The organism is Sphingobacterium sp. 1.A.5, from assembly GCF_002734235.1.
Lineage (GTDB): Bacteria > Bacteroidota > Bacteroidia > Sphingobacteriales > Sphingobacteriaceae > Sphingobacterium > Sphingobacterium daejeonense.
This window is the reverse complement of the sequence record NZ_PEBA01000011.1, coordinates 13,859-38,916: the sequence shown is the minus strand read 5'-3', so window position 1 is coordinate 38,916 and position 25,058 is coordinate 13,859. Positions and strand designations below refer to the sequence as shown.

22 protein-coding genes are annotated in these 25,058 nt (G+C 41.6%); 20 read left to right on the top strand and 2 right to left on the bottom strand.

The features are described from left to right. Nucleotides 1–687 carry a TrkA family potassium uptake protein gene (locus CRT24_RS06890; RefSeq protein ID WP_099370504.1) on the top strand — a complete coding sequence of 229 codons (687 nt, stop codon included), beginning with the start codon at nt 1–3 and terminating at the stop codon, nt 685–687. 93 nt (nt 688–780) lie between these two features. Next, the gene (locus CRT24_RS06885) at nt 781–3,276 is read left to right on the top strand and encodes a YfhO family protein (protein WP_099370503.1); all 2,496 of its coding nucleotides are present in this window, start codon (nt 781–783) and stop codon (nt 3,274–3,276) included. A 147-nt stretch (nt 3,277–3,423) separates the two neighbouring features. Here the strand turns inward: CRT24_RS06885 and CRT24_RS06880 are convergent, their stop codons facing one another. Further along, nucleotides 3,424–4,032, bottom strand: coding sequence for a ribonuclease HII (locus CRT24_RS06880; protein WP_099370502.1), 609 nt, complete (start codon nt 4,030–4,032; stop codon nt 3,424–3,426). A gap of 313 nt (nt 4,033–4,345) precedes the next feature. On the opposite strand from CRT24_RS06880, the gene CRT24_RS06875 reads away from it, so the two are divergent. The 4 genes from CRT24_RS06875 to fabD all read left to right on the top strand — a co-directional run bounded on the left by CRT24_RS06875 (nt 4,346) and on the right by fabD (nt 10,270). Beyond that, a complete protein-coding gene (locus CRT24_RS06875; RefSeq protein ID WP_099370501.1) occupies nt 4,346–5,077 on the top strand; it encodes a hypothetical protein in 732 nt (243 codons plus the stop codon). 57 nt (nt 5,078–5,134) lie between these two features. Next, the gene (locus CRT24_RS06870; RefSeq protein WP_180269081.1) at nt 5,135–7,924 is read left to right on the top strand and encodes a TonB-dependent receptor; all 2,790 of its coding nucleotides are present in this window, start codon (nt 5,135–5,137) and stop codon (nt 7,922–7,924) included. Nucleotides 7,925–8,119: 195 nt separating this feature from the next. Beyond that, nucleotides 8,120–9,349 (top strand): pitrilysin family protein, encoded by a 1,230-nt coding sequence (locus tag CRT24_RS06865; RefSeq protein WP_099370499.1) that lies wholly within the window; start codon nt 8,120–8,122, stop codon nt 9,347–9,349. A 30-nt stretch (nt 9,350–9,379) separates the two neighbouring features. Continuing rightward, the gene (fabD, locus tag CRT24_RS06860; protein ID WP_099370498.1) at nt 9,380–10,270 is read left to right on the top strand and encodes an ACP S-malonyltransferase; all 891 of its coding nucleotides are present in this window, start codon (nt 9,380–9,382) and stop codon (nt 10,268–10,270) included. Nucleotides 10,271–10,721: 451 nt separating this feature from the next. On the opposite strand, the gene metK is transcribed toward fabD, so the two are convergent. Next, the gene (metK, locus tag CRT24_RS06855) at nt 10,722–11,975 is read right to left on the bottom strand and encodes a methionine adenosyltransferase (RefSeq protein WP_099370532.1); all 1,254 of its coding nucleotides are present in this window, start codon (nt 11,973–11,975) and stop codon (nt 10,722–10,724) included. 224 nt (nt 11,976–12,199) lie between these two features. On the opposite strand from metK, the gene CRT24_RS06850 reads away from it, so the two are divergent. From CRT24_RS06850 to nuoF, 14 genes are all read left to right on the top strand, one after another. Then, nucleotides 12,200–13,075, top strand: coding sequence for a diacylglycerol kinase family protein (locus CRT24_RS06850; RefSeq protein WP_099370497.1), 876 nt, complete (start codon nt 12,200–12,202; stop codon nt 13,073–13,075). A 6-nt stretch (nt 13,076–13,081) separates the two neighbouring features. Further along, nucleotides 13,082–13,432 carry a translation initiation factor gene (locus CRT24_RS06845; protein ID WP_099370496.1) on the top strand — a complete coding sequence of 117 codons (351 nt, stop codon included), beginning with the start codon at nt 13,082–13,084 and terminating at the stop codon, nt 13,430–13,432. A 416-nt stretch (nt 13,433–13,848) separates the two neighbouring features. Beyond that, the gene (locus CRT24_RS06840) at nt 13,849–14,679 is read left to right on the top strand and encodes a MotA/TolQ/ExbB proton channel family protein (protein ID WP_099370495.1); all 831 of its coding nucleotides are present in this window, start codon (nt 13,849–13,851) and stop codon (nt 14,677–14,679) included. Between the two features lie 101 nt (nt 14,680–14,780). After that, a complete protein-coding gene (locus tag CRT24_RS06835; RefSeq protein ID WP_099370494.1) occupies nt 14,781–15,437 on the top strand; it encodes a biopolymer transporter ExbD in 657 nt (218 codons plus the stop codon). Nucleotides 15,438–15,448: 11 nt separating this feature from the next. After that, nucleotides 15,449–16,006, top strand: a complete 558-nt coding sequence (locus CRT24_RS06830; RefSeq protein WP_099370493.1) for a biopolymer transporter ExbD — start codon at nt 15,449–15,451, stop codon at nt 16,004–16,006. 23 nt (nt 16,007–16,029) lie between these two features. Then, complete coding sequence (locus tag CRT24_RS06825) at nt 16,030–16,911, top strand: energy transducer TonB (RefSeq protein ID WP_099370492.1); 882 nt, start codon at nt 16,030–16,032, stop codon at nt 16,909–16,911. A gap of 279 nt (nt 16,912–17,190) precedes the next feature. Beyond that, nucleotides 17,191–18,147, top strand: coding sequence for a PstS family phosphate ABC transporter substrate-binding protein (locus CRT24_RS06815; RefSeq protein ID WP_099370490.1), 957 nt, complete (start codon nt 17,191–17,193; stop codon nt 18,145–18,147). A 27-nt stretch (nt 18,148–18,174) separates the two neighbouring features. Then, a complete protein-coding gene (locus tag CRT24_RS06810; RefSeq protein WP_099370489.1) occupies nt 18,175–19,926 on the top strand; it encodes a lipopolysaccharide assembly protein LapB in 1,752 nt (583 codons plus the stop codon). A gap of 521 nt (nt 19,927–20,447) precedes the next feature. Then, nucleotides 20,448–20,828, top strand: a complete 381-nt coding sequence (locus CRT24_RS06795) for an NADH-quinone oxidoreductase subunit A (protein WP_099370486.1) — start codon at nt 20,448–20,450, stop codon at nt 20,826–20,828. 42 nt (nt 20,829–20,870) lie between these two features. Further along, a complete protein-coding gene (locus tag CRT24_RS06790; RefSeq protein ID WP_099370485.1) occupies nt 20,871–21,425 on the top strand; it encodes an NADH-quinone oxidoreductase subunit B in 555 nt (184 codons plus the stop codon). Continuing rightward, complete coding sequence (locus CRT24_RS06785) at nt 21,418–21,921, top strand: NADH-quinone oxidoreductase subunit C (RefSeq protein ID WP_099370484.1); 504 nt, start codon at nt 21,418–21,420, stop codon at nt 21,919–21,921. The genes CRT24_RS06790 and CRT24_RS06785 overlap by 8 nt, the downstream gene beginning before the upstream one ends. Nucleotides 21,922–21,933: 12 nt before the next feature. Further along, complete coding sequence (locus tag CRT24_RS06780; protein WP_099370483.1) at nt 21,934–23,169, top strand: NADH-quinone oxidoreductase subunit D; 1,236 nt, start codon at nt 21,934–21,936, stop codon at nt 23,167–23,169. After that, nucleotides 23,162–23,689, top strand: a complete 528-nt coding sequence (gene nuoE / locus CRT24_RS06775) for an NAD(P)H-dependent oxidoreductase subunit E (RefSeq protein ID WP_099370482.1) — start codon at nt 23,162–23,164, stop codon at nt 23,687–23,689. The genes CRT24_RS06780 and nuoE overlap by 8 nt, the downstream gene beginning before the upstream one ends. 4 nt (nt 23,690–23,693) lie before the next feature. Beyond that, on the top strand, nt 23,694–25,049 hold the full coding sequence (gene nuoF, locus CRT24_RS06770) for an NADH-quinone oxidoreductase subunit NuoF (RefSeq protein WP_099370481.1): 1,356 nt from the start codon (nt 23,694–23,696) through the stop codon (nt 25,047–25,049). Nucleotides 25,050–25,058 lie beyond the last annotated feature (9 nt).

Sequence of the window (25,058 nt, the reverse complement as noted above, 5' to 3'; positions counted from 1 at the left end):
ATGAAGTACATCGTATTAGGATTGGGACATTTTGGAAGATCATTGGCCATACATTTGACCGAATTGGGCCATGAGGTTATCGCTGCGGACAAGAATATGAGCATTGTCGAGCAAACCAAAGACCGAATTACCCATACGGTATGTATGGATACAACTGACAAAGATGCAGTGAGCTCTTTGCCATTAAGGGAAAGTAATGCCGTGATCGTGGCCATTGGAGAGGAGGAGGGAGCAAGCCTGTTGACCGTTGCTCTGTTAAAACAGCTCAAGGTTAAGCGGATAATTGGAAGGGTAGTATCTGATCTTCAGAAAACTGTACTCGAAGCCATGAATATCGATGAATATATTATGCCCGAAGAAGAGGCTGCTGAACGATTGGCAATGCGTCTCGACAATATCGATATAGTCGATTCATTTAAGATCTCTGATAAATATAGCATTATCGAAACCAAAGTGCCAAGCAAATACGTTGGCATGACCCTGCGGGAAGCTGACCTCACCAATAAATACAAAGTAATCGTCCTGACTACGGTTCATGTTGAAAACGAGACCACCAAAGAAGGAACTACAAAGCTCAGCAAGGAAGCCTCCGGTATCGCCAAGTCGGATACCGTTCTGATGGAAAACGACCTGCTGGTCCTTTTCGGAGAACTGTCCAATATCAAAAATCTGATCCAGAAAGGCTAGGCTTTTTTCAACTTTCTCATATCTCATATCTCATATCTCACATCTATTCTATATTTTTGGGGCTATATCATTAATAATCCTATCAATTACTAGATGAAAACTTGGTTTAAGGAAAATCAGAATCACTTAATCATTATAGGCATCTTCTTGCTTTTAGTGGTGTTTTATTTTACGCCAGTGTGGCAAGGTAAAACCTTGTTGCAGAGCGATGTGATGCAAGCGCGTGGTAGCCAAAAAGAAATTTTTGACTATAAGGAAAAAGACGGAAATACCCCCTTGTGGACAAACTCCATGTTCGGAGGGATGCCAACATACCAGATTTGGTATGACCATGCAAATAATATTACCAGTCATATTGGTCCTGCCATCCGGGCTATATTCCCTCCGCCATCAGATGTGCTCTTGCTATTTCTACTGGGAGGATACTTTCTCTTTGCAGTGCTGAAAATGCGACCTTGGGTCGCAGCCCTCGGAGCTATAGCCATAGCTTTTTCATCCTATAACATGATCTATGTCGAAGCAGGACATATTAATAAAGCTTATGCAATAGCCTATATGGCGCCTATTATAGGGGCTGTCATACTCTGTTACAGAGGCAGTAAATTCTGGGGACCTAGTTTGCTCGCGCTATTCCTGGCCTTAGAAATCCGTGCCAACCATATCCAAATGACCTATTACCTGTTCTTGGCACTATTGGTACTGGTAGGATTCGAGCTTTATTACGCTATCCGTGACAAAAAACTGAATAAATTCTTGCAAGCCACAGGACTGCAGTTGATAGGTGTCGCAGTTGCGGTATTGGTCAATGCATCAGTATTGTTCCCAACCTATGAATATAGCAAGGAAACAATCCGTGGGAAGGCAAATATCACGAAGCATACCGAAGACGGAAAAGGTGCAGCAGGACTTGATAAGGAATATGCCTATGCATGGAGCCAAGGAATTGGTGAGAACATAACCCTGTTGATTCCAAACGCGTATGGAGGCAGAACCGGCGGTACCCTTGATGAAAAATCATATACGGTAAAAACGCTACAGAAATTAGGTGCATCTGCTCCCGAAGCCTTGCAGTCAGCAAATAGATTCTTCCCTACCTATTGGGGCGAAAAAACATTCACTTCAGGGCCATGGTACTTTGGGGCCGGAGTAATATTCCTATTTGTGCTAGCCCTGTTCGTTGTAAAAGACCGCTTGAAATGGTGGATTCTTACAGCAACGATCCTAACCTTCTTCTTGGCATTCGGTAGACACCTGCCATTTATCTCAGATCTGTTCTTCGACTATTTCCCGATGTACAATAAATTCAGGGCAGTGGAATCTATCTTGGTTATCCCATCTGTACTGATGCCGCTATTGGCGATAATTGGACTGAATGAAATTATTACAAGAGGCAATGAAATCGTTGATCTTGATAAAAAGGTGCTGTATTCAGGTGGAGCGGTAGCTTTAATCTGTTTATTGGTGGCAGTGATGCCTAGTATTCTTTCATTAAGAACATCTACACATCAAGAATTCGCAGCATCCGTTCAGCAAATGCTTCCAGATCCAAATCTAGCAAATGAATTGGTCAATTCATTATTGAAAGACCGTGCTGATTTGGCATCTAAAGATGCATGGCGATCGTTCTTTATCGTCGCATTGACATTCGGATTTGTATGGTTCTTCGTCAAAAAGAAACTTTCTGCTACAGTTTTGATTGCAGCAGTTGCAGTTATCACCCTTGTTGACCTATGGTCAGTGGATAAAAGATATCTTAATTCAGATTCATTTGTAGATAAAAGCACGTATGACCGACCGATACCAGAACGTGAAGTAGATCAATTGATCCACTTGGACAAAGACCTTTCTTACCGTGTATTTGACCTGACCACAAGTCCATTCAATGACGCTAGCGCATCATATTTCCATAAAAGTTTCGGTGGTTACCATGCTGCAAAACTGATGCGTTTCCAAGAATTGCTGGAAAACAAATTCAATGGAGATCTGAATGAGGATGTGCTGGATATGATGAATGTTCGTTACCTGATCACCAAAGATCAAAGCAACAATTCCGACAAGATTCAACGCCGAAGTTCAGCATTGGGAAATGCATGGTTTGTCAACAATGTTAAATTCGTCAACAGCAACCAAGCTGAAATGGATGCTTTGGGAACATTTGACCCAAGCAAAGAAGCTGTTATCAACGAAGGACTGAAAAGCCAATTGGGAGACAAATCAATTGGACAGCCAAATAACGCAGATATCAAATTGGTATCCTACCATCCAGACACCTTGAAATATGAGTATTCAGCAGGAAACAATGTATTTGCTGTATTCTCAGAAATCTATTATGATAAAGGCTGGAAAGCTTATGTCGATGGAGAAGAGGTGCCAATCATCAGGACCAACTACCTGTTGAGAGGGCTTTCATTACCGGGCGGTAACCATAAAGTAGAATTTGTTTTCGCACCTAATTCAATGAAAGTAAGCAATGTGATCTCTTTGATCGCTTCAATTGTTTTGGTGTTGGGATTAGCATTCGCAATCTGGCTATCAATCAAACATAAAAATGAAAAGCAAAAACCTGTTGATGCGAAAGCAAATAAATAAGGTATAGATAAATATCATAAAAGAAGGCGACCTTTTTAGGTCGCCTTCTTTTATGATGGGCGAAGCTCGCCATGGTCGGTGTCCTCACCGATCATGCGGAAATAGACGCGCCCTACCAATTCTAATGTCTTATGTCTAATGTCTCTCTTAAAAAAGAGTAAGCTGAGGATCTGTTACTCTAAAGGTCTTTCTATGATGCGGTGTAAAGCCCAACTTCAGTACTGCTTGTCTATGCTTGACTGTCGGATAGCCTTTGTTCTGTCTCCAGTCGTAATCAGGATAGTCGCAGGCGATATTTTCCATGTACTCATCGCGGTAGGTTTTTGCCAAGATGGAGGCAGCAGCAATCGATAGGTATTTTCCATCGCCCTTGATAACACAGGCATGTGGCACCTCTTGATAAGGAATAAATTTATTGCCGTCAACAATTAGGAATCCAGGTTTCATTCCCAGCATATCCAAAGCTTTGTGCATCGCCAGGTAAGAAGCTCTGTGGATATTGATCTTGTCGATTTCCTCCGCAGAAACACTCGCTACAGCAAAATCCAAGGCCTCCTGCTCAATAATAGAACGCAGTTCCAAACGCTGCTTCTCCGACAGTTTCTTCGAATCATTCAACACCGGATTGCAATAATCCGACGCAAAAATAACCGCCGCCGCAAAAACAGGACCCGCCAAACAACCACGACCAGCCTCGTCACATCCCGCCTCAATAAATTGATCCTGAAAATATGAAAGTAAGGTTAAGGATTCCATGGAGGTAAAGATAAGGATCTTTAGACACAAGACAATACACACAAGACATAAGAATCTGAACAGTTTGTCGGTTTTTTGATTCTTAATTATAAAGAGAAACCTTTCAAAATTAAAAACGTTAGGTAGACCATTCCATTTCTAATGTCTAATGTCTTGTGTCTTATGTCTAAAGTCTCATGTCCCCTCTGTAACATCTCCGTGATTAACCCCCGTTTACACTTATTTACACTTCTTGTACTTTTCTTTGTGATGTATTCGGGAATAAGATTTTTTTTCTTATACTGCTGTCATAAAGTAGATTACCTAGAATTGTATGAAAAGGAATATCATTATTGCCATTTTAATCTTTGCTAGTTCGAGCCTGTTGGCGCAGAAGAAAAAAGAACCGTACGCGATTCTACCGAGTTTTCAGGTGACTTTGGATGGGGACCTGAAAGAATGGGACGATCAGCATACCCTTGTGGACAAGGACTCCAGCTGGAGTTTCGCTGTTACAAAGGACGGTGAATTTCTGTATGCGGCGGTAAAAATCAGAGATCTTGCCCTGCAACAGGAAGCTGCTCGAAATGGTATCATCATCAATGTCAATGCCGATGGAAAAAAGAAAGATGGGGCAACATTAATCTTTCCGATTCCAGACAGCGAGTCTGTTAGGGCTATGAGAAATGACGAAAACCTCCCGAATATGAACGTTCGCGAAGAGCTGATCAAGCGAAGCAGGGGATATGGTGTCAAAGGTTTTGCTCGGATAGTGGATGGATTGTTGTCATACGACAATACGTATGGCGTACAAGCGGTAGCAAAGCTGCTGGATAATGATGTTTTGGCTTACGAATCTAAAATCCCGATTCAAGCGATAGGGATCAAAGACCTAGATAAACCCGTAGCCATCCAAATCATGATCAACAACAGGTTTTCCATATTACAAAAAACTATCAAAAGCAGACCTGACCCGAGAGGTTCGTACTATGGACGATATACTCCAACGGTCAAGAGCCCCTACAAGATGAAGACTGAGGTCTGGATCTTCGGCACTCTGAACTAGAATTAGTTTAATTGATATATGGATAGATTATTGAAAGGCCTGATATGCTTTTGCTTCATGGCTATTGGAATTACTGTGTACGGTCAATCAAGCCGTACGGTCTCCGGAATGCTCCGTGATACCGAATCAAGGCCCATCGCCGGAGCATCTGTAAGGCTTATTACAGACTCAGATACCATGGCAACAAGTTCCTCAAATGCCGGGTTCTACACCTTCGAAAATGTAACTGCAACAAAATTTAAAATCAGGGTCAGCAGCCTAGGCTTCGACACCTTTGAAAAAGAAGTTGAATTCCCTCAAGGGCAAAAGGAAATTCAAGTTCCAAGCTTTGAACTCGCCGTAAACGAAAACCAAATCGAAGAAGTCGTAATTCAAGGGGTATTGACCGTTCAAGTAAAAGGTGATACCGTAGAATACTCTACCAAAGACCTCAAACTCAGAGAAGGGTCCGTAGCTGAAGATGCCTTAAAGAAATTGCAGGGCGTCGAAGTCGATAAAGACGGAAATGTAACTGCTCAAGGGGAGTCCATCACCAAAGTAAGGATCAATGGTAAGGATTTCTTCGGCGGAGATGTGAAAACAGCAACCCAAAACCTGCCAGCAAATATCATCGAGAAAATCCAAGTCGTAGATGACTATGGCGATATGGCAAATATTACAGGTAATAAATCCGGTGATTCCGAGAAAATAATCAATATACAGATCGATCCCAAGTACAACAAAGGTTATATGACCACCCTAAGGGCAGGATATGGAACAGAAGACCGTTACCAAGCAACTGCTATGTGGATGGGAATGACCAATAAAACACAAGTTTCTGTCTTAGGAAACCTCAATAATATCAATGCTCCATTGTTTGACTTCAATACCATGGGCGGTGGTGCCAGAAGAAGACAAGGTGGCGGCGGTAGACCAGGTGGTGGAATGTTCGGAAACCAAGACGGATTAACCAATGTCGCATCCATAGGTGTGAATATACGCCATGACTTCTCCGATAAATTAAAAGTCTATGGTAACTATTCCTTCGGCCGTGACGATAATACCACGCTGACAGAAAGAATCAACCAATATACATTCGAGCAAGGAACCCAAGAAGACAAGGCCGAATCCGACGCAAATAATATCACGGCAAGCCATAGGTTGGAAGCAAATCTTGAATGGAATATCACGGATAAGGACTATATCAAATTGACTCCTCAATTTGGATTCAACAACAATAAGTTAAATTCAACTTCATTGAGCCAATCATTCTTTGAAAGTGTACTGACAAATACTGACAATGAACTGGAAGCTAATGAATCCAATATCCCAAGATATAGCATTTCCGGTTTGTACAACCGTAAACTAAGCGATAATGGCCGTAATTTATTCTTTAACTTCAACTATGATAACGCTGCCACAAACAGTGACTACGACCGTATCCTCGAACGTTTGGTAAATGACCCTAACAATGCTAATGCAACAAGCGAAGAAATCTACCAAAGAACGCTTCAAGAGGTCAAAAACAAAAGCTGGAATGCTGGAGCTAGCCTTTCCTATATCGAACCTTTGTCAGAACATGGAAAACTGGAATTCACCTATGATTTCAACAAAAACAATTACGACAATAGAAGATATCAGGATGCATTCAATGAAGATGGTACGCCATTCTTAAACAATGACAGTACGATCATCAATTTCCATTATGATCAAGACTATAGCTTTACTACGCATAGGATAGGAGCGAACTATGCATTCGAGAACGATAAGATAAAATATTCGATCGGTGCAGCAGTACAACCTTCTCTTTTGGATGGATACGCTTCTAGTGACGACCTGACCACGCAGATCAATAGAAAAAACTTTAACATAATGCCTATTGCCAGGTTTGAATATAAGTTTTCACGCCAGAAGAACCTTAGCATTAACTATTCAGGGCAAGCAACGGAACCTTCAGTGGACCAAATCCTGCCTTATGAAGTGAGCTTGAACGAAACAAACAAGACCATCGGTAACCCTAATCTAAATCCTGAATTCAGGCACCAAATGATGATGCGTTTCCGTGCTGGAGATTTCCAAAAAGGGAATACCTTCTTTGCATTCGTTAATGGTAACCTTACAAATGATAAAATCGTCTCTTATGTAAAACGTATCCCAGGAACGGGAAGGGGTATGCTTTCTGAGACTCGTTATCTGAACGAAACCGAGGAACCTGTGTATGCGGTGAACTCTTTCTACCACTTTGGGAAATCGATGAAAGAGAAAACCTATAACTTGATGCTGATGGGTGGAATCAACTACAGCAAGAATGTCGCTTATACATCTACTGATCCAGATGCTGTAGAAGGAATGAAAAATATTGCCAATACTTGGAGATTTATGCAAGGATTGATGTTCCGTTATAACCCTTCTGAAAATCTAGAATTAAACCCAGGAATTAGGTATTCCTACAATATGGTGAGAAATTCCTTGACAGAAAACAACACTGCAGTATCAGGGTTAACACCGACATTTATCGGTTCGGTGAACATCACGCCAACAACAATTTTCGGAGTCGATGTGTCCAAAACCTTCAACAAAGGGTACGGTAGCTTAAGCGATGCCAACCCTTTTATCGTCAACTCTTACATTGAGCAAAAGGTGTTAAAAGATCAACGCGGAACAATTCGCTTCCAAGCATTCGATTTGCTGAACGAACAATTGAACCTGAACAGAAGCTTCCAAGACAACCTGATCTCTGACACCAGAACAAACCGACTTGGCAGATACTTTATGCTGACGTTCACCTTCAAACTTCAAAAATTCTCCGGAATGGCACCAAACATAGACAACGGAATGCCTCCAGGAATGAGAAGACCGAGGATGTAGGTTGGGAGATATGCGATATGAGATATGAGATAGAAAGCGGGATAGACTGGCTGTGGGTATAAACTAGTTGGAGGGATAAACTGGATGGGGGTGAGGTACAAGTCAACTCTGACACTGTGATTCGAGCCCACTGTCTTACATCCCACATCTCATATCTCACATCTATTCACTACCTTTGTCATTCAAAAAATCAATATGGATCATAAAATATTCCAGCTTGACAACGGGTTGCGGGTTTTGTTTCAGCCACATTCTTCTTCCATTACTCATATTTGCTTGATTGTAGATGCAGGTTCAAGGCATGAAGAAATGGGAAAGTTCGGTACTGCCCATTTTATTGAACATCTGCTGTTCAAGCGGACCGAGCGCAGAAGTACCAATCAAATTTTAAATAGATTGGAATCTGTCGGTGGTGACCTTAACGCCTACACAACCAAAGAATATACATGTATCCATGCTTCCTTCTTAAATCCATACCTGGATAGGGCACTCGACCTGTTCGAGGATATCCTGTTCCATTCTGTCTTTCCTGAAGATGAAATGCTGAAAGAGAAAGAAGTAATCCTCGATGAAATGGCATCTTATCTGGATAGTCCCGAAGAATCCATTATGGATGATTTCGAAGATCAGGTGTTTTCAAACACAGGTTTGGGGCATAATATCCTGGGCTTGGAAGAGGATCTCAAATCTATACAGCAATCAGATATCAAAAGGTTTATTGAGCAGCATTATGATAGCTCAAAGATCGTAATTGCTATCTCAGGGAATTACACAGAGAAGAAGGTCAAAGCGATAGCCAACAAGAGCTTTGGTAATGCAAACGCTCATAGTTGGGTGCACGCCGCTGAAGATATGGTTAAAAGACCCGTGCTGCAGGCAAAACAGGAAAGACCAATCAATCAGGCTCACGTCGTGATCGGAGGTCCTGCTTATGGAATCCATGACCACCGAAAAACCGGACTCCTGCTATTGAACAACCTGCTTGGAGGATATGGCATGTCCAATATCCTTAACCTCAATATCCGAGAGAAATACGGTATCGCCTATACCATAGAATCCAATTATAGCCTCTATTCCGACACCGGACTCTTCAGTATTTACTTCGGAACCGATGACGAGAAAGTCGAAAAAACCATAAAGCTCATCCATAGAGAACTGGATAAGCTCAAAGAAAGTCAGCTGAGCCCACAGATGCTCGAACGCGCAAAGAACAAATTCAAAGGACAGATTGCCCTGGCAGAAGAAAACAGGATGAGCCTTATTATCGCTGAAGCTAAGAATATCTTGGACTATGACCGCGTGGTAGGATTGGATGAAGTATTCGGAAAAATCGATAAAGTGACCGCAAAGGAGATCCTAGAACTATCCAATGACATTTTTAGTAGAGAAAATCTTTCTTCACTTTCTTTTCTACCCGAAGATTAAGTATATTTTTGTTGAATTAAACTATAGCATATGAAAACAGCTTATATTTTTCCAGGCCAAGGTGCACAATTTGTGGGCATGGGCAAGGACCTATACGATCTAAATGAAGAAACCAAGGCATTATTTGAAAAAGCAAATGAAATCTTGGGATTCCGCATCACTGATATTATGTTCAATGGTACCGAAGATGAACTGAAACAGACTAAAGTTACCCAACCAGCAATCTTCTTGCATTCAGTTATCCTAGCAAAAGCCTTAGGCGACAAGTTTCAACCAGCCATGGTAGCAGGTCACTCCCTAGGAGAATTCTCTGCTTTGGTGTCTGCTGGTGCCCTATCATTCGAAGATGGCTTAAGGTTAGTTGCCAAACGTGCTAACGCCATGCAGAAAGCAACAGAACTAGAGCCGGGAACAATGGCTGCAATCCTAGGTCTTGACGATGTAATCGTCGAAGAGGCATGTGAACAGGTCGATGATATCGTTGTAGCAGCAAACTACAACTGCCCAGGTCAATTGGTAATCTCAGGAACCGTATCCGGAGTTGACAAAGCCTGTGAAAAATTATTGGAAGCCGGTGCTAAGCGCGCGCTGAAATTAAATGTAGGTGGAGCATTCCACTCCCCTTTGATGGAAGCTGCAAAACAAGAATTGGAAGCTGCTATTATGGACGTTGAAATCCAGATCCCGGTTTGTCCGATCTACCAAAACTATGATGCCCTTCCTTATCAGGACCCAACAGCGATCAAAGACAACCTTATTGCCCAGTTAACTGGCGCAGTACGTTGGACACAGTCTGTAGAAACGATGTTGGCAGATGGCGCCGAAAGCTTCGTAGAAGTTGGCCCTGGAACTGTCCTGCAAGGATTGGTGAAAAAAGTAAATCGCCAAATCCCAACATCATCAGCAGTACTGGAAGGATAATACTTAGACATTAGACATTAGAGACTGTATAGTTTACTGATACAATTTTTGCCCTGGGATTATTCTCGGGGCTTTTTTTACTCGTCTTGCCCACCAACCATCTTCAGCAGAGCTAGCGGAAGTGTTGAGCGGTGGCCTACGCACAGGGTCACTTGCGTTCTAAACTTTTCCCTTCGACTCCGCCCAGAGACCGCCATTCGACTAATTTTTTCGCCAGCTTGACTTCCGCATTTGTTTTGCGCCGAACAAGGTCCGAACGAAAGAATACTTAGAGTGGAAGGAGAGTGGAACAAGAGTGGAATAAGACCCTATAAAAAGAAAAATTCCCGCATAAAAAAAGGTCAGGAGAAATTTCTCCTGACCTCTATTTTTTTGTTATCTAATCTAAAGAGATCAAACCTAAGATTATCTCGCCACCTCAAGTCTAATGTCTTATGTCTAATGTTTAAGACTACAACCCAAACACCTTCTTCACCTCATCCACATAGTCCAATTTTTCCCATGTGAACAGGTCTACTTCTACGGTTTTTGTTTCGCCGTTAGAGTTTTCGAAAGTTTTGGTCACTGTTTTTGGGGTTCTGCCCATGTGTCCGTAAGCTGCAGTTTCAGCATAGATCGGGTTACGAAGGCCTAGGCGTGTTTCAATACCGTAAGGAGTCATATCAAATAGATCACCGATAATTGCTGCAATCTCGCCATCCGTTTTGTTGACTTTGCTAGTGCCGAATGTGTTTACATAGATTCCCATAGGATCTTTAACGCCGATAGCGTAAGAGATCTGAACGAGAATTTCGTCAGCCACACCTGCAGCAACGAGGTTTTTGGCGATATGGCGGGTAGCATAAGCTGCAGAACGGTCTACTTTTGAAGGATCTTTACCTGAGAAAGCACCACCACCATGCGCGCCTTTACCACCGTAGGTATCAACGATAATCTTTCTACCTGTCAAACCAGTGTCGCCATGAGGGCCACCGATAACGAATTTTCCAGTAGGGTTGATATGGTATTTGATCTGGTCGGTAAATAAAGCCTGTAGCTCTGGTTTGAGCTGAGCCTTTACGCGAGGAACCAAGATATTGATGATATCAGCTTGGATCTTCTCTTGCATTTCTTTTTCAGAAGCAAAATCATCGTGCTGTGTAGAGATCACGATGGTATCGATCCTAACCGGTTTATGATTGTCGTCGTATTCCAATGTCACTTGAGACTTGGCGTCTGGGCGCAAGTAATTGATTTCATCGTTTTCGCGTCTCAGTGCAGCAAGTTCGTATAATAGTCTATGCGATAGATCCAATGCCAGAGGCATGTAGTTGTCGGTTTCATTGTTAGCGTAGCCAAACATGATCCCTTGGTCACCAGCGCCTTGTTCTTGTTTTGTGATGCGGTCTACACCTTGGTTGATGTCCGCTGATTGTTCGTGTATTGCCGAAAGTACGCCACAGGAGTTGGCTTCGAACATATACTCGGATTTAGTATATCCGATTTTCTCAATAACCTGGCGAGTGATCTTCTGAACGTCCAGATAGATTTTGGACTTCACTTCACCTGCTAAAACCACCTGTCCAGTAGTAACTAAGGTTTCAATAGCTACGCGGGCATCTTCATCCCATGCGAGGAAGTTGTCGATTAAAGCGTCCGAAATTTGGTCTGCGACTTTGTCTGGATGTCCTTCAGAAACAGATTCGGAGGTAAATAAATATGCCATAAAATTTATAAACGTTTGAAGGGAATAGCAGACAGTAGGTGAAAAATCATTTGTCCCGAATGGTTTTAGCACTTTTTTACTGTGGTTGCAATCTCCCATTTACATTATGATAATGCTAAATGCAAATCAGTCCACATTTTGTGTGGCACAAAGCTACGATACTTTGCAATATTTAAAAAGTATTTCAACCAAATTATTATCTTTAGCGGAATTAAATGACGTAAATGAGAAAGAAGCGCATACTGTTTGTTATCAATCCAGTATCAGGTGGGAAGAAGAAAACAGCGTTTAATAAACAAGTACTCGAAGTACTCGATTTAAACAGGTTTGATCCGACCTTTAAAGTGACCGATCACGCTAATCACGCCTATGAACTCGCAAAATCTGCCATCGAAGAGCAATATGATGCCGTTATAGCGGTCGGGGGAGATGGTACAATCAACGAAATCGGTTCCGCTCTTGCAGGAAGTGAAGTCCCCTTGGGAATTATTCCCGAAGGATCCGGAAATGGACTGGCCTATTATCTGGGGATTCCTATGAATGAATCGGCTGCCCTGAGGCGCATCAACAGGTTCGACAGCGTGGAAATTGACTGCGGAAAGGTAGGTGACCGTTATTTCTTCAATATGGCCGGAATAGGCTTCGATGCATCGGTCAGCGATAAATTTGCATCGGAAACATTCCGGGGGCCGGTAGGATACCTACGAACAGCAATCAATGTATTGAGCAAATATAAACCTCGAAAGTATTCGCTAAAGATCGATGGCAAGGTCTATGAACGGGAGGCGTTCATGGTATCGGTAGCAAATTCACCTCAATATGGCAATAATGCCTACATCGCGCCAAATGCTTCTATAAATGATGGGCTGCTCGATGTATGTATTGTGCATAAATTTCCGTTATATATATTACCGATGATGATCTTTCATCTTTTTAACAAGACTGCAGATCAGTCGGAATATGTGGAAATCATCCCCGGGAAAGAGATCTGTATCGAGCAGGAAGGCAAAGCTCCGGTGCATTTGGACGGTGAACCCATGGACCTGGGCGATAAAATAGATATCAAAGTGCAAAGCAATGCACTGAAAATAATTTGTTGATAAAATATGGCAAAACAGAAAAAACAACGTTTTGAAGGTATAGTATATTCTACATCGGACGATTTTGAGTACAACGAGGCAGAAGGAGGAGAGGAGCAGGAGACCTTGCCCAACGATAAGCAACGTCTGAAAGTTGGACTGGACAAGAAACAGCGCAAGGGAAAAGTTGTGACAATCGTTACTGGATTTGTAGGAACGGATGCTGACTTAGAAGATTTAGCGCGGAAATTAAAGCAGAAATGTGGTGTTGGGGGCAGTGCTAAGGATGGTGAAATCTTGATACAAGGTGATTTTAAAGAAAAGATTATCCAATATTTAACTTCGGAGAAGTTCCAAGTTAAATCCTTTGGGGGCTAAAGATGGAATTGTCGTGTAAACGTTTAAAAAACAAAGAAATAGTGGTATTTCGTTCCTGTTTTGGTTCTTGCGGAACGGCGGGGATTGTAAGTAAATACTCACTTATTTTTAACATTTAATGATTTGTTAATTTGCAATTCAAAAAAAAAATGGTTTTCATTGTAAAAAATATGGAATATTCAACCGTTATGTGATACGACAAAGAAAGCATTGATTTGAGAGCTGCTGAAGAACGTCAATGAGTAGGTAACACAGCCTAAAAGTTAAATAATCAGATATCTTCAAATTAATTTTGTTTTTAACAGAAAATGCTATATTTGTTTTGAATTAATGTAAAATAACGGCATTTAGCTTGCATTAAATTGAATTTAACTTAATAATTAAACAACAGTAAAAAATCTAAAAATTAGTAAAAAATGGCAAACGCACCAAAAACTACAACCCCTGCTAAACAAGAGAGTGGCAACGCGGGTAACCTATTTGCAAGTTTAGCAATTATCATTTGTCTAGTAATTGGTTTCTTAGTTTATAAGTTTGTGATGGGTGATCCTTCCAACTTTATCGACAACAACCCAGAGAACCAACCAAAACCAGGAAACTACTACGGAATGGTTTACCACGCAGGATACGTAGTACCAGTATTACTTGGTCTATTCTTAATGGTATGGGTATTTTCAATCGAGCGTCTTATCGTTATCGGTAAAGCGTCTGGAACTGGAAACGTAGGTAACTTTGTAAGAAAAGTACAAGGTTTATTGAGATCAGGAAACATTGATAGCGCTATTCAAGAGTGTGACAAACAAAAAGGTTCTGTTGCAAACGTAATCAAAGCTGGTCTTTTAAAATATAAAGATGTTGAAGCACATCCAGGATTAGATACAGAAAAATCTGTATTGGCTATCCAAAAAGAAATCGAAGAAGCTACTACTTTAGAGATGCCAATGTTAGAGAAAAACTTGACTGTTATCGCTACATTAGTTTCTATCGGTACATTGACTGGTCTATTAGGTACAGTAACAGGTATGATTAAAGCGTTCTCGGCTTTAGCAACAGGTGGTGCACCAGATTCAGCAAAATTAGCAAACGGTATTTCTGAAGCCTTGATCAACACGGCAACAGGTATCGGTACGTCTACAATCGCGATTATTTTCTACAACATCTTAACTTCTAAGATCGATACATTAACGTACTCTATTGACGAGGCTGGTTTCTCAATCGTACAAACATACGCTGCAAACCACAAATAAGAAGATCCGAAAAAAAAGTTGAACAATTTTTATGCAATGTTCAACCCTTTCGCATCATTATTAAAAAAGAAATAGAGTGTTCACATTAAAGAAGTAAAGAAATGGGAAAAGCAAAAGTAAAAAGAGCCAGCACAACGATCGACATGACGGCGATGTGTGACGTGTCCTTCTTGCTTCTTACATTCTTCGTCTTGACAGCAACAGCACGTCAGCCAGAAGTAATGCCCGTAGACACACCAGCATCCACAACGTTGGATAAATTACCAGATGATAACCTTTCAGTGATCACAGTAGGTAATGGTGGAAAAGTATTTTTTAGCGTTAAGAACCCTGAGGTTCGTAAATTGACCCTAAAGAATATGTCTGCGAAGTATAAAGTTGGCTTCACAGAAGAAGAGTACGAGAAGTTCAAAGCACTAGATGAGTTTGGAGTACCATTCAAGCAATTGCGTGCACTGCTTTCATTGGAAAATGACAAACGTACTTTAGAAGTTCAACCAGGTATCCCAGTGGATAGTACGGAAGAACTTTCAAACGAACTTTATCATTGGACACAGCAAGCTCGCTTGGCAACAGTTGAATTCAACCGTGACCAAGAAGGCAAGGTGAGAAACTGGGTAGATCCAGGAGCAATGAAAGTAGCGATCAAAGCAGATGCTGAAGAGAAGTACGCAGTAATGAATTTGATTATCGAAACCCTGAGAAACCAAAAACAAAACAAATTCAGTTTTGTTACAGGTTTACGCCAGGAACAATAACAAGATAAAAAATGGCAGAATTAAATCAAGACTCCGGTGGTGGCAAAAAAGGTGGCAAAGTAAGGTCGAAGAAAAACGGGGGACGCGTAGACTTAACCGCGATGGTGGATCTAGCATTCCTTCTGATCACATTCTTCATGCTTACAACTTCCTTGAACAAGCCTCAAGCAATGGATGTTAACATGCCTGACAAAAATAAAGACAAAAACGAACTGAACCCTGAGATCGAAATCGCAGACAACCGTTCAATCACTTTATTGTTAGGATCAGATGATAAAATTGCTTGGTATTACGGACAATTGGCAAATCCTATCTCTGCACCAGCAGTAGTTGACTACAGCAAAGAAGGAATCAGAAAAATCGTTTTGGAGAAAAAAGCGCAGGTTCCTCAGGTGTCAGGTGGTAAAGACCTAATCGTCGTAATCCGTCCAAGTGATAGGTCTGTACAACGTAACCTCGTTGACATACTAGATGAAATGAAAATCACTGATGTGAAACGCTTTATGATTTCCAAGATCAAACCTGAAGAAGTTGAGGTTTTGAAAACAAACGGAATCTATAACGAATAATCCATCAGATAAAAAGGAAAAAAATGATCGGTTCAAAATTAGATTTATTTAAGAAAGAATGGCTAGATGTCGTTTTTGAGAATAGAAATAAAGACTATGGAGCATATGCATTGCGTAAATACGCACCGATTGCTACCAATATCGCTCTGTTCTCAGTATCGGCAGTAGTCTTGGCTTTCGTGGCTATCAAAGCCTTCGATATAAAGCTTTTTCCTGAGAAGCCTGTTGAGGAAGTAGTAGAAGTTACTCCAGTTACTTTAGAGGATCTTGAGATCCCTGAACCACCTGAAGAAGAAGAACCACTACCTCAAGAGGAAGAACCTCCTCAACGTATTGCAGAAGAACCACCTGCGGAAGACCTAATCCGTTTCCCAGAACCTAAGGTTGTTGATGCAAGACAAGTAAAAGAAGAGGTCGTTTCTCAAGAAGAAATCAAAGAGAAAAATGCTACTCCAGCGCGTATTACCCTTAAAGGAACGCCAGGTGCATCAGGTGTACCAACTGGAGAGTTCGGACCTAAGAAAGTAGAAGGTGCCATCACAGGTAGTACCAAAGGTACGCCAGATGGAGATCCTAACAAAGTCTATGACTTTGAAGCGGTAGAGGTGCCTGCATCTTACCCAGGTGGTATCAACGCATTCCGTCAATTCGTGTCTACAACACTGCAATATCCACAAGCAGCAATCGATGCTGGTGTAAAAGGAACGATCGAATTGTCATTCGTAATTGACAAAAACGGTGCGCTTTCTGATATTAAAGTGACTAAAGACCTTTCTTACGGAACAGGACAAGCAGCAATCACAGCATTGAAGAAATCAAAGAAATGGTCACCAGCAATCCAAAATGGTCGCCCGGTTCCAGTTCGCTATTCATTGCCTATTCGCTTAGACTTGTCAAATATGTAATTCGATATGTCGAATCATTCAACAAGAAATAATTTTAGACAGAAATCGCCCACACAGCGATTTCTGTCCATTTTAGGACTATTCATGTTCCTCTTTTATTTTGTACTGGGGATCCTGATTATCTTCTGGAACGGCTTTCCAATAGAGATTGACCCTACCTACAAAAAGATCTTCGGAATACTCCTGATCGTATATTCTTTTATGCGATTTGCTAGACTATGGCAAAATAATTTTCGGAACTAAATTAATCCTTTTCGGTATTTAATTATTCTAAGTAATATGAAGCGTTCAATATGGTGTTCATTAGCGATGATGATACTTTTGGCCCTCGTAGTTTCTTGTTCGCAGAACAAAAATAAAGGACAGGAAACCTCAGATACGACAAAAGTAAGCGCTAATGCGGCGAAAGATGATATTCTGACGGGTGAACTCTCGGTTATTGTAGACGAAGCAGCACTGCCACTGATGCTACAGCAAGTGGATGTATTCAAGTCTTCGTACGTCAATTCCAATATTAAGTTGATCCCTCTGCCGGAAAGAGAAGCTATCAATGCCTTGATGCAAGGACAAGCAGACATCGCAATTCTTGCACGCCTGCTGACCAATGAAGAAAATGCAGGCTTCAAAAGCAGAGGAATTTCACCAAGAACCTTCCCAGCATTCTATGATGGTGTGGTTTTTGTAAATAATATTTCAGCAACAGATACTTCAATTGACATTAATGCGTTAACATCAATGTTAAAGGGAGAATCTAAAGACGGCAAGAAGTTAGTTTTCGACAACGTGAACTCTAGCACTTTCCGTACAGTGAAGGAATTGGCAAAATTGGAAAAGGTATCGGGGCAGTCGGTCAAAGCAATGAAAACGTCAAAGGAAGTGATAGAGGAGGTATTGAAAGACGTAAATAGTTTCGGGGTGATGTCCTACGGTCAATATTTAGATTGCGTAAGACAGTTTGGAGAAGAAAATAAAATTCGTATCTTAAGCCTTCAGACTTTGAAGGACGGAGAAAGCATAGGATATTTTAAGCCCTCTCAAACCACTTTTGCTACCGATGAATACGCATTGAAGAATGAATTTCAAGTGCTAAATTATCAGCCGAATTTGGGATTGGGAATTGGATTTTCTGCATTTATGACAGGAGACCGTGGGCAGAGAATTGTTCTGAAATATGGCCTGTTGCCAGTGACCATGCCCGGAAGAGAAATTATAATTAGAGAAGACAACATAAATTAGTTTATAACAAAGAGTAAATAACAGATTATGACAAACAGCAAATTATTTTTAAGCCTTTTAGTTGCAGGGGCTGTTGCTACAGGAACAGCTCAAGCTCAAAGTTTAAAGGATGCTAAGGCTGCAATTCAAGCTGAACAATATGACAAAGCTAAAGCTATGTTGCAGAATTTAGTTCAGAAGAAGGCAAAAGATGGTGAGAATTATTTTTATCTAGGAAGAATCCACTTGATCAACGATAAAATTGACTCTGCTCAAATCGTTTTCCAAGAAGGTGTAACAAATGCTCCTAAAGAAAAATTGAATACTGTAGGTCTTGGTATCGTTGACCTAGAAAAAGGCGATGTAGCTGCAGCAGAGACAAAATTCGCTACAGCAGCACAAGGTGTGGGCAAAAAAGAATATGAAGTACCTTACTATATCGGTAGAGGATACATCGATGCTCCAAAACCTGACTATAAAAAAGCAGTTGAATATTTAACGAAAGCTAAAGAACTGAATGCTAAAGATCCTATGATCCCTACAGCATTAGGTGATGCTTATGCTGGTTTGCGTGAAAGTAGCCCTGCATACGTAGCATACCGTGATGCTTTGGCACTAGATGAAAAATTATTGGCTCCAAAAATCGGTCAAGCTATTATCTCGAGAAGAGCACAAGCTTATGACGTCGTATTGGAACAATTAACAACATTGGCAGGTGAAAACCCTGAGTACGGTCCAATCTACCGTGAGTTGGCTGAGACATACTACTTGTCCTCTATCAAAGCTCCAGAAGAACAATACCGTGAAATCAACCAAAAAGCAGTAGACAACTATAAAAAATACTTGTCACTGACTGGTGATGCTTCAACTGACGCTAAAGTACGTTACGCTGACTTCTTGGTATATTCTGGTAACTATGACGAATTGAAAACCGTAGCTCAAGAATTATCAACTGTAGAAGGTGTAGATGCTAAAGTATACCGTTACTTAGGTTATATCTCTTTCTTGCAAGATAAAGACTACGCAAAATCATTGGAGTATATGACTACCTTGTTCAGCAAAGTTGACACTGCACGATTGATCGGTCGTGACTACTTGTACGCTGGTCTAGCAAATATCATCGCTGGTGACGCTGCTAAAGGAGCTGAGTACCTGAAAGTTGCAGAAACAAAACAAACTGAAGACGAGAACTACGATGAGGAAATCTCAGAAACAGCTTTCGAATACTTCAAGAATGGTGAGAACGAAATCGCTGCTAAGATCTTTACGATCCCTGCTAGCAATGACAGCTCTGACTATTTCTATGACTCAAACTTCTACTTAGGGCAGATAGAGTATGGTATCGGTTCGAAATTAGTAACTGTTCCTGAAGGAACTGAATTGACTCCTGAAGAAGTAGCTGCAAAGATGACTGAAGCAAAACCACACTTGGAGGCTGCAGTGAAATCATTGGGTATCGTAGGTGACGCAACTAAAAAAGAAGTGGTTGACAAATACAAAATCCCTGCATTGTACTACAAAGGATTGACAGAATTAGCATTGGACAACGTAATGTACGATCCAGAAAATGCTAAAGGTATCTTCGTAGATTCATTCACTAAGTTATTGGCTGCAATCTCAGCTTCAGGTAAAGCAGAAGAAGAAGCTAACAAAACTTATGCTGCAGATGCACATAACTACATCGGTTACTTCGCTTACCTAAAAGGTGACAACGCTAAAGCTAAAGCTGAATTCGCTGAAACTTTGAAATTGAAACCAGAAGATCCTTTCGCTACTCAAATGGTGGAGGCAGTTAAATAAGACAGTAGACAATAGACATTAGAATCTGAATAGTCTATATAAAAACAAAAGGTCTGAAGCCAAGCTTCAGACCTTTTGTTTTTATATATGGATAATATTTTGCCAATTTAACGAACGACATTGGCATTGCAGTGTCCCCACCAGTCAGAACAAGGCGTTTAATTATAGTTAGTGGCTGGTGAGGAAACGGACCGCGGCTTGGTGATTTGCTCATGGACAAACCTATACTCTCTGGCTTCGGCATTGCTGGCAATACTCAGGGGCCGCTTCCGGTGGCTAATAGCGGAGCCGAAGCTCGCGTTTCTACGGACCTAGTAAAATTTCACCTTTCTATCTCAAATCTCACATCCCACATCTACCTTGCCCCTTGTTTTTCTCTTTTGCCTTATGTCTACCCTACATCACATCTATTTATAATGATTCAAAATAACAAATACCAACCTTATAGTAATCCAGCTCTCTTTTTTTATTGACATATTTTGTTATTTTTGTTAGACTACTAATAGCAATAAACTAAAGATATGGATGGATTAGCTGGGCAAAGTGCGCCCATAGATTATATTCCTATATTAATTCAATTGGCTGTGGCCATGGGATTTGGTGTTACAACGATTATTGGAACCCACCTTATTGGTCCAAAAGTGCGTACAGAGAACAAACTGGGGGCTTTTGAATCCGGAGTTGAAGTTGTCGGAAACGCTAGACAGCCCTTTTCAATCAAATATTTCTTGGTTGCTATCTTGTTCGTGATCTTCGATATTGAGGTCATCTTTATGTATCCGTGGGCCGTGAATTTCAGGGAATTCGGAATGCAGGGATTGATTGAGATGTTCGTCTTCATGGGATTATTGCTTTTAGGGTTTATTTATATCATTAAAAAGAAAGCATTAGACTGGGATTAACCTATTGGTTTTTGCCGGTTTGATCTCGCAAATAATTTAGAGATGAGCAATATTACCTTATCAGATGCGCCTCCAGGTGTAGAGGGAGCGGGATTCTTTGCAACAACGTTGGATAAAGCCATCGGACTAGCGCGTGCTAATTCGCTATGGCCTCTGCCGTTTGCAACATCCTGCTGTGGAATTGAGTTTATGGCGACCATGGGGTCGACCTATGATTTGGCAAGGTTCGGTGCTGAGAGACCTAGTTTCTCCCCAAGACAAGCAGATATGTTGCTTGTAATGGGAACGATTGCAAAGAAAATGGCGCCTGTATTGAAGCAAGTATACGTACAGATGGCAGAACCCCGCTGGGTAATTGCCGTAGGTGCATGTGCCTCCAGTGGCGGTATTTTCGATACCTATTCCGTGTTACAAGGGATCGATGAAATCATACCAGTAGATGTGTATGTTCCTGGCTGCCCACCACGACCAGAAGCAATTCTGGACGGTGTGCTCAGGCTGCAGGACATCGTGAAAAACGAATCATTGAACAGAAGAAATACGCCAGAATATAAAGCGTTATTGGAAAAGTACGGAATCTTAACAGACAATGGATAAGTTGACTAATCAAGCGGTTATCGAAAAGCTGAGAACAGAATTCGGCGATAAAGTAACCCATATATCAGAACCTAAAGGACTGCTTACAGTCGAAACAGATACGGAAAATATTATTGATCTGCTGTCAAGCATCAAAACAGATGAATCCATGCAATTTATCTATTTGACAGATATTACAGCGGTACACTACCCGGAAAGGGAAAAACCTTTTGCCGTAGTTTATCATGTACATAGCTTGGTCCATAATGTCCGTATACGTATCAAGGTGTTCTTGGAAAAGGAAAACCCATCTATTCCTACAGCAACAGTGCTATGGAACGGAGCAAACTGGATGGAACGCGAAACCTACGATTTCTTTGGAATCAACTTCGAAGGTCATCCTGATCTGAGAAGAATCCTCAACATGGATAATCTTGGCGTATTCCCAATGCGTAAAGAATACCCATTGGAAGATCCTAACCGTGTGGATAAGAAAGACTTTTATTTTGGTCGATAAGATAGGACAATCATGAGCAAATCTATTTCGAAAATATCACATAATGCACCTGTCTTTGAGGACAATGACCCTCAGGATGAGTTGATAACCCTCAATATTGGACCTACGCACCCTGCTACCCACGGTGTATTCCAAAATGTAGTCCAAATTGATGGTGAACGTATCGTCAGTGGTGTCTCTACCATTGGCTATATCCACCGTGCATTTGAAAAAATCGCAGAACATAGACCCTTCTATCAAATTACGCCCCTGACGGATCGTTTGAACTACTGTTCATCACCGATCAACAATATCGGTTGGTACCTGACGGTTGAGAAACTGTTGGATATCGAGATTCCAAAACGTGTACAATATATGCGCGTTATTGTTATGGAGCTGGCAAGGATAGCCGACCATATTATCTGTAATGGTATCCTTGGGGTAGATACAGGAGCGTTCTCGGGATTCCTTTATGTGATGCAGGAGCGTGAGTTTATCTATGAAATATATGAAGAGATCTGTGGTGCACGTCTGACAACCAATATCGGTAGAATTGGTGGTTTTGAGCGTGATTTCAATGATATTGCCTTTGCAAAGATCCGTGAGTTCTTGGTAAGATTCCCTCCTGTGTTAAAGGAGTTCCAAGAGTTATTTGACCGTAATAGAATCTTTATCGAGCGTACTTCGAATGTGGCGGCAGTAACAGCAGAGGAAGCTCTGAGCTATAGCTGGTCAGGTCCGATTTTGCGCGCAACGGGTGTTGACTATGATGTAAGGGCGCACAATCCTTACTGCTCATACGAGGAATTTGATTTTGATGTTCCGGTTGGTACCAATGGGGATGTGTATGATCGATTTATGGTGAGAAATGAGGAGATGTGGCAATCCCTTCGCATCATCGAACAGGCGCTTGAAAAAATAGAAAAAGAACCTAAAGGTGTGTTCCACGCCGATGTTCCAGAATATTACCTGCCTCCAAAAGAACAGGTATATACCAATATGGAAGCATTGATCTATCACTTTAAGATCGTGATGGGCGAGTGGGATGCCCCTAAGGAAGAAGTATATGCTTCGGTTGAGGGAGCAAATGGTGAATTAGGTTTCTACCTGATCAACGATGGGGGCAGAAGCCCTTACCGCTTGCATTTCAGAAGGCCATCATTCATCAATTATCAGATGTTTGCACCGATGAGCAGCGGTATGTTGATCTCGGATGCCATCATCAATATGAGTAGTTTAAACGTAATAGCAGGTGAATTAGATGCTTAGTGTTAAAGAAAATATGATTGTCGATTTCTCGGCAGATCTTTTGGGGAAATTCTCCGAAGTAGTAAGTCGTTATCCTGAGGGCAAGCAGAAGTCAGCATTATTGCCGATTCTACATTTGGTTCAGGCAGAATACGGCTGGTTGAGCGTCGATGCTATGGAAAAGGTTGCATCCTTTCTGAGCATTGAGCCTATCGAAGTATTTGAAGTAGCGACTTTTTATACCATGTATTTTTTGCAGCCACAAGCGAAGTATGTACTTGAGGTTTGCCGTACAGGACCATGTTGCCTGGTAGGAGCGGAGAAGATCATGGCACATCTGGAAGATAGATTAGGCGTTAAGGAAGGTGAGGCGACGGCGGATGGTCTGTTTTCTTGGCGTGGTGTAGAATGTTTGGCAGCATGTGGATACGGACCTGTTTTACAGATCGGTCCAAGTTATACATTCTATGAGAATCTTACTCCAGAGAGTGTGGACACATTAATCAGTGATTTAAAGGAAAAATCAAAAAGCGAGGCTTAGTAATATGGGACGTAAGTTATTATTAGAACATATCAATGTGCCGGGCATCAATACCTTCGCTGTCTATCGTGAGAAGGGTGGCTATCGGTCAGTTGAAAAGGCCTTGAAGACCATGTCTCCGGAAGACGTAGTCGAGGAGGTTAAGAAATCAGGTTTGAGAGGTCGTGGTGGAGCAGGATTCCCAACAGGGATGAAATGGAGTTTCTTGGCCAAGCCTGAGGGTGTCCTTCGCTATTTGGTGTGCAATGGAGATGAGTCAGAGCCTGGTACCTTCAAGGACCGTTATCTGATGACTTATATTCCGCATGCATTGATTGAAGGAATGATTGTTTCCAGCTATGCACTTGGAGCACATACATCCTATATCTATATCCGTGGGGAAATGATGCCTCAGATTCGGATTATGGAAAAGGCCATCGAAGAAGCTAAAGCTGCCGGATTTTTAGGCAAGAACATCTTAGGGACAGGTTATGACCTAGAGATTTTCGTTCAGCCGGGTGGTGGAGCTTACATCTGTGGTGAAGAGACCGCCTTATTGGAATCATTGGAAGGAAAAAGAGGAAACCCAAGGATAAAACCGCCATTCCCTGCTGTAGCAGGATTGTATGGCTGTCCGACGGTTGTAAATAACGTAGAGTCGATTGCCGCAACAGTACCTATCGTCAATGATGGCGGTGAGGAGTATGCGAAAATCGGTATCGAAAGAAGTACAGGGACAAAGTTGATCTCCGCATCAGGGAACATAGCAAAACCTGGAGTTTATGAGATCGAAATGGGCCTTCCCGTTGAGGAATTTATCTTCTCAGAAGAATATTGTGGTGGCATGGCGAATGGAAAGCGTCTGAAGGCTGTGGTGGCCGGCGGGTCATCCGTTCCTATTTTGCCTGCAAACCTGATTGTTAAGACCATGCAAGGAAACCCACGCCTAATGACCTATGAGTCCTTGGCAGACGGTGGATTTGTAAGTGGTACCGCTATGGGATCAGGTGGTTTCATCGTATTTGATGAAGACCAATGTATTGTACGGAATACCTTGAATTATACCCGTTTTTATAGACATGAGAGTTGTGGACAATGTTCACCATGTCGCGAAGGAACAGGATGGATGGAAAAGATCCTAGAAAAGATTGAGTATGGCAGGGGTGATATGTCGGACATTGACTTATTATGGCAGGTTCAACAGAAGATTGAAGGAAATACGATCTGTCCTTTGGGTGATGCGGCAGCATGGCCCGTGGCGGCAGCAATCCGCCATTTCAGGGATGAGTTTGAATGGCATATCCTAAATCCTCAAGAAGCAATGCAAAGAAACTACGGTTTAGGACATTATGCAGATCCCCTAGTTCCAGTAACGGAATAAAGGATTTAT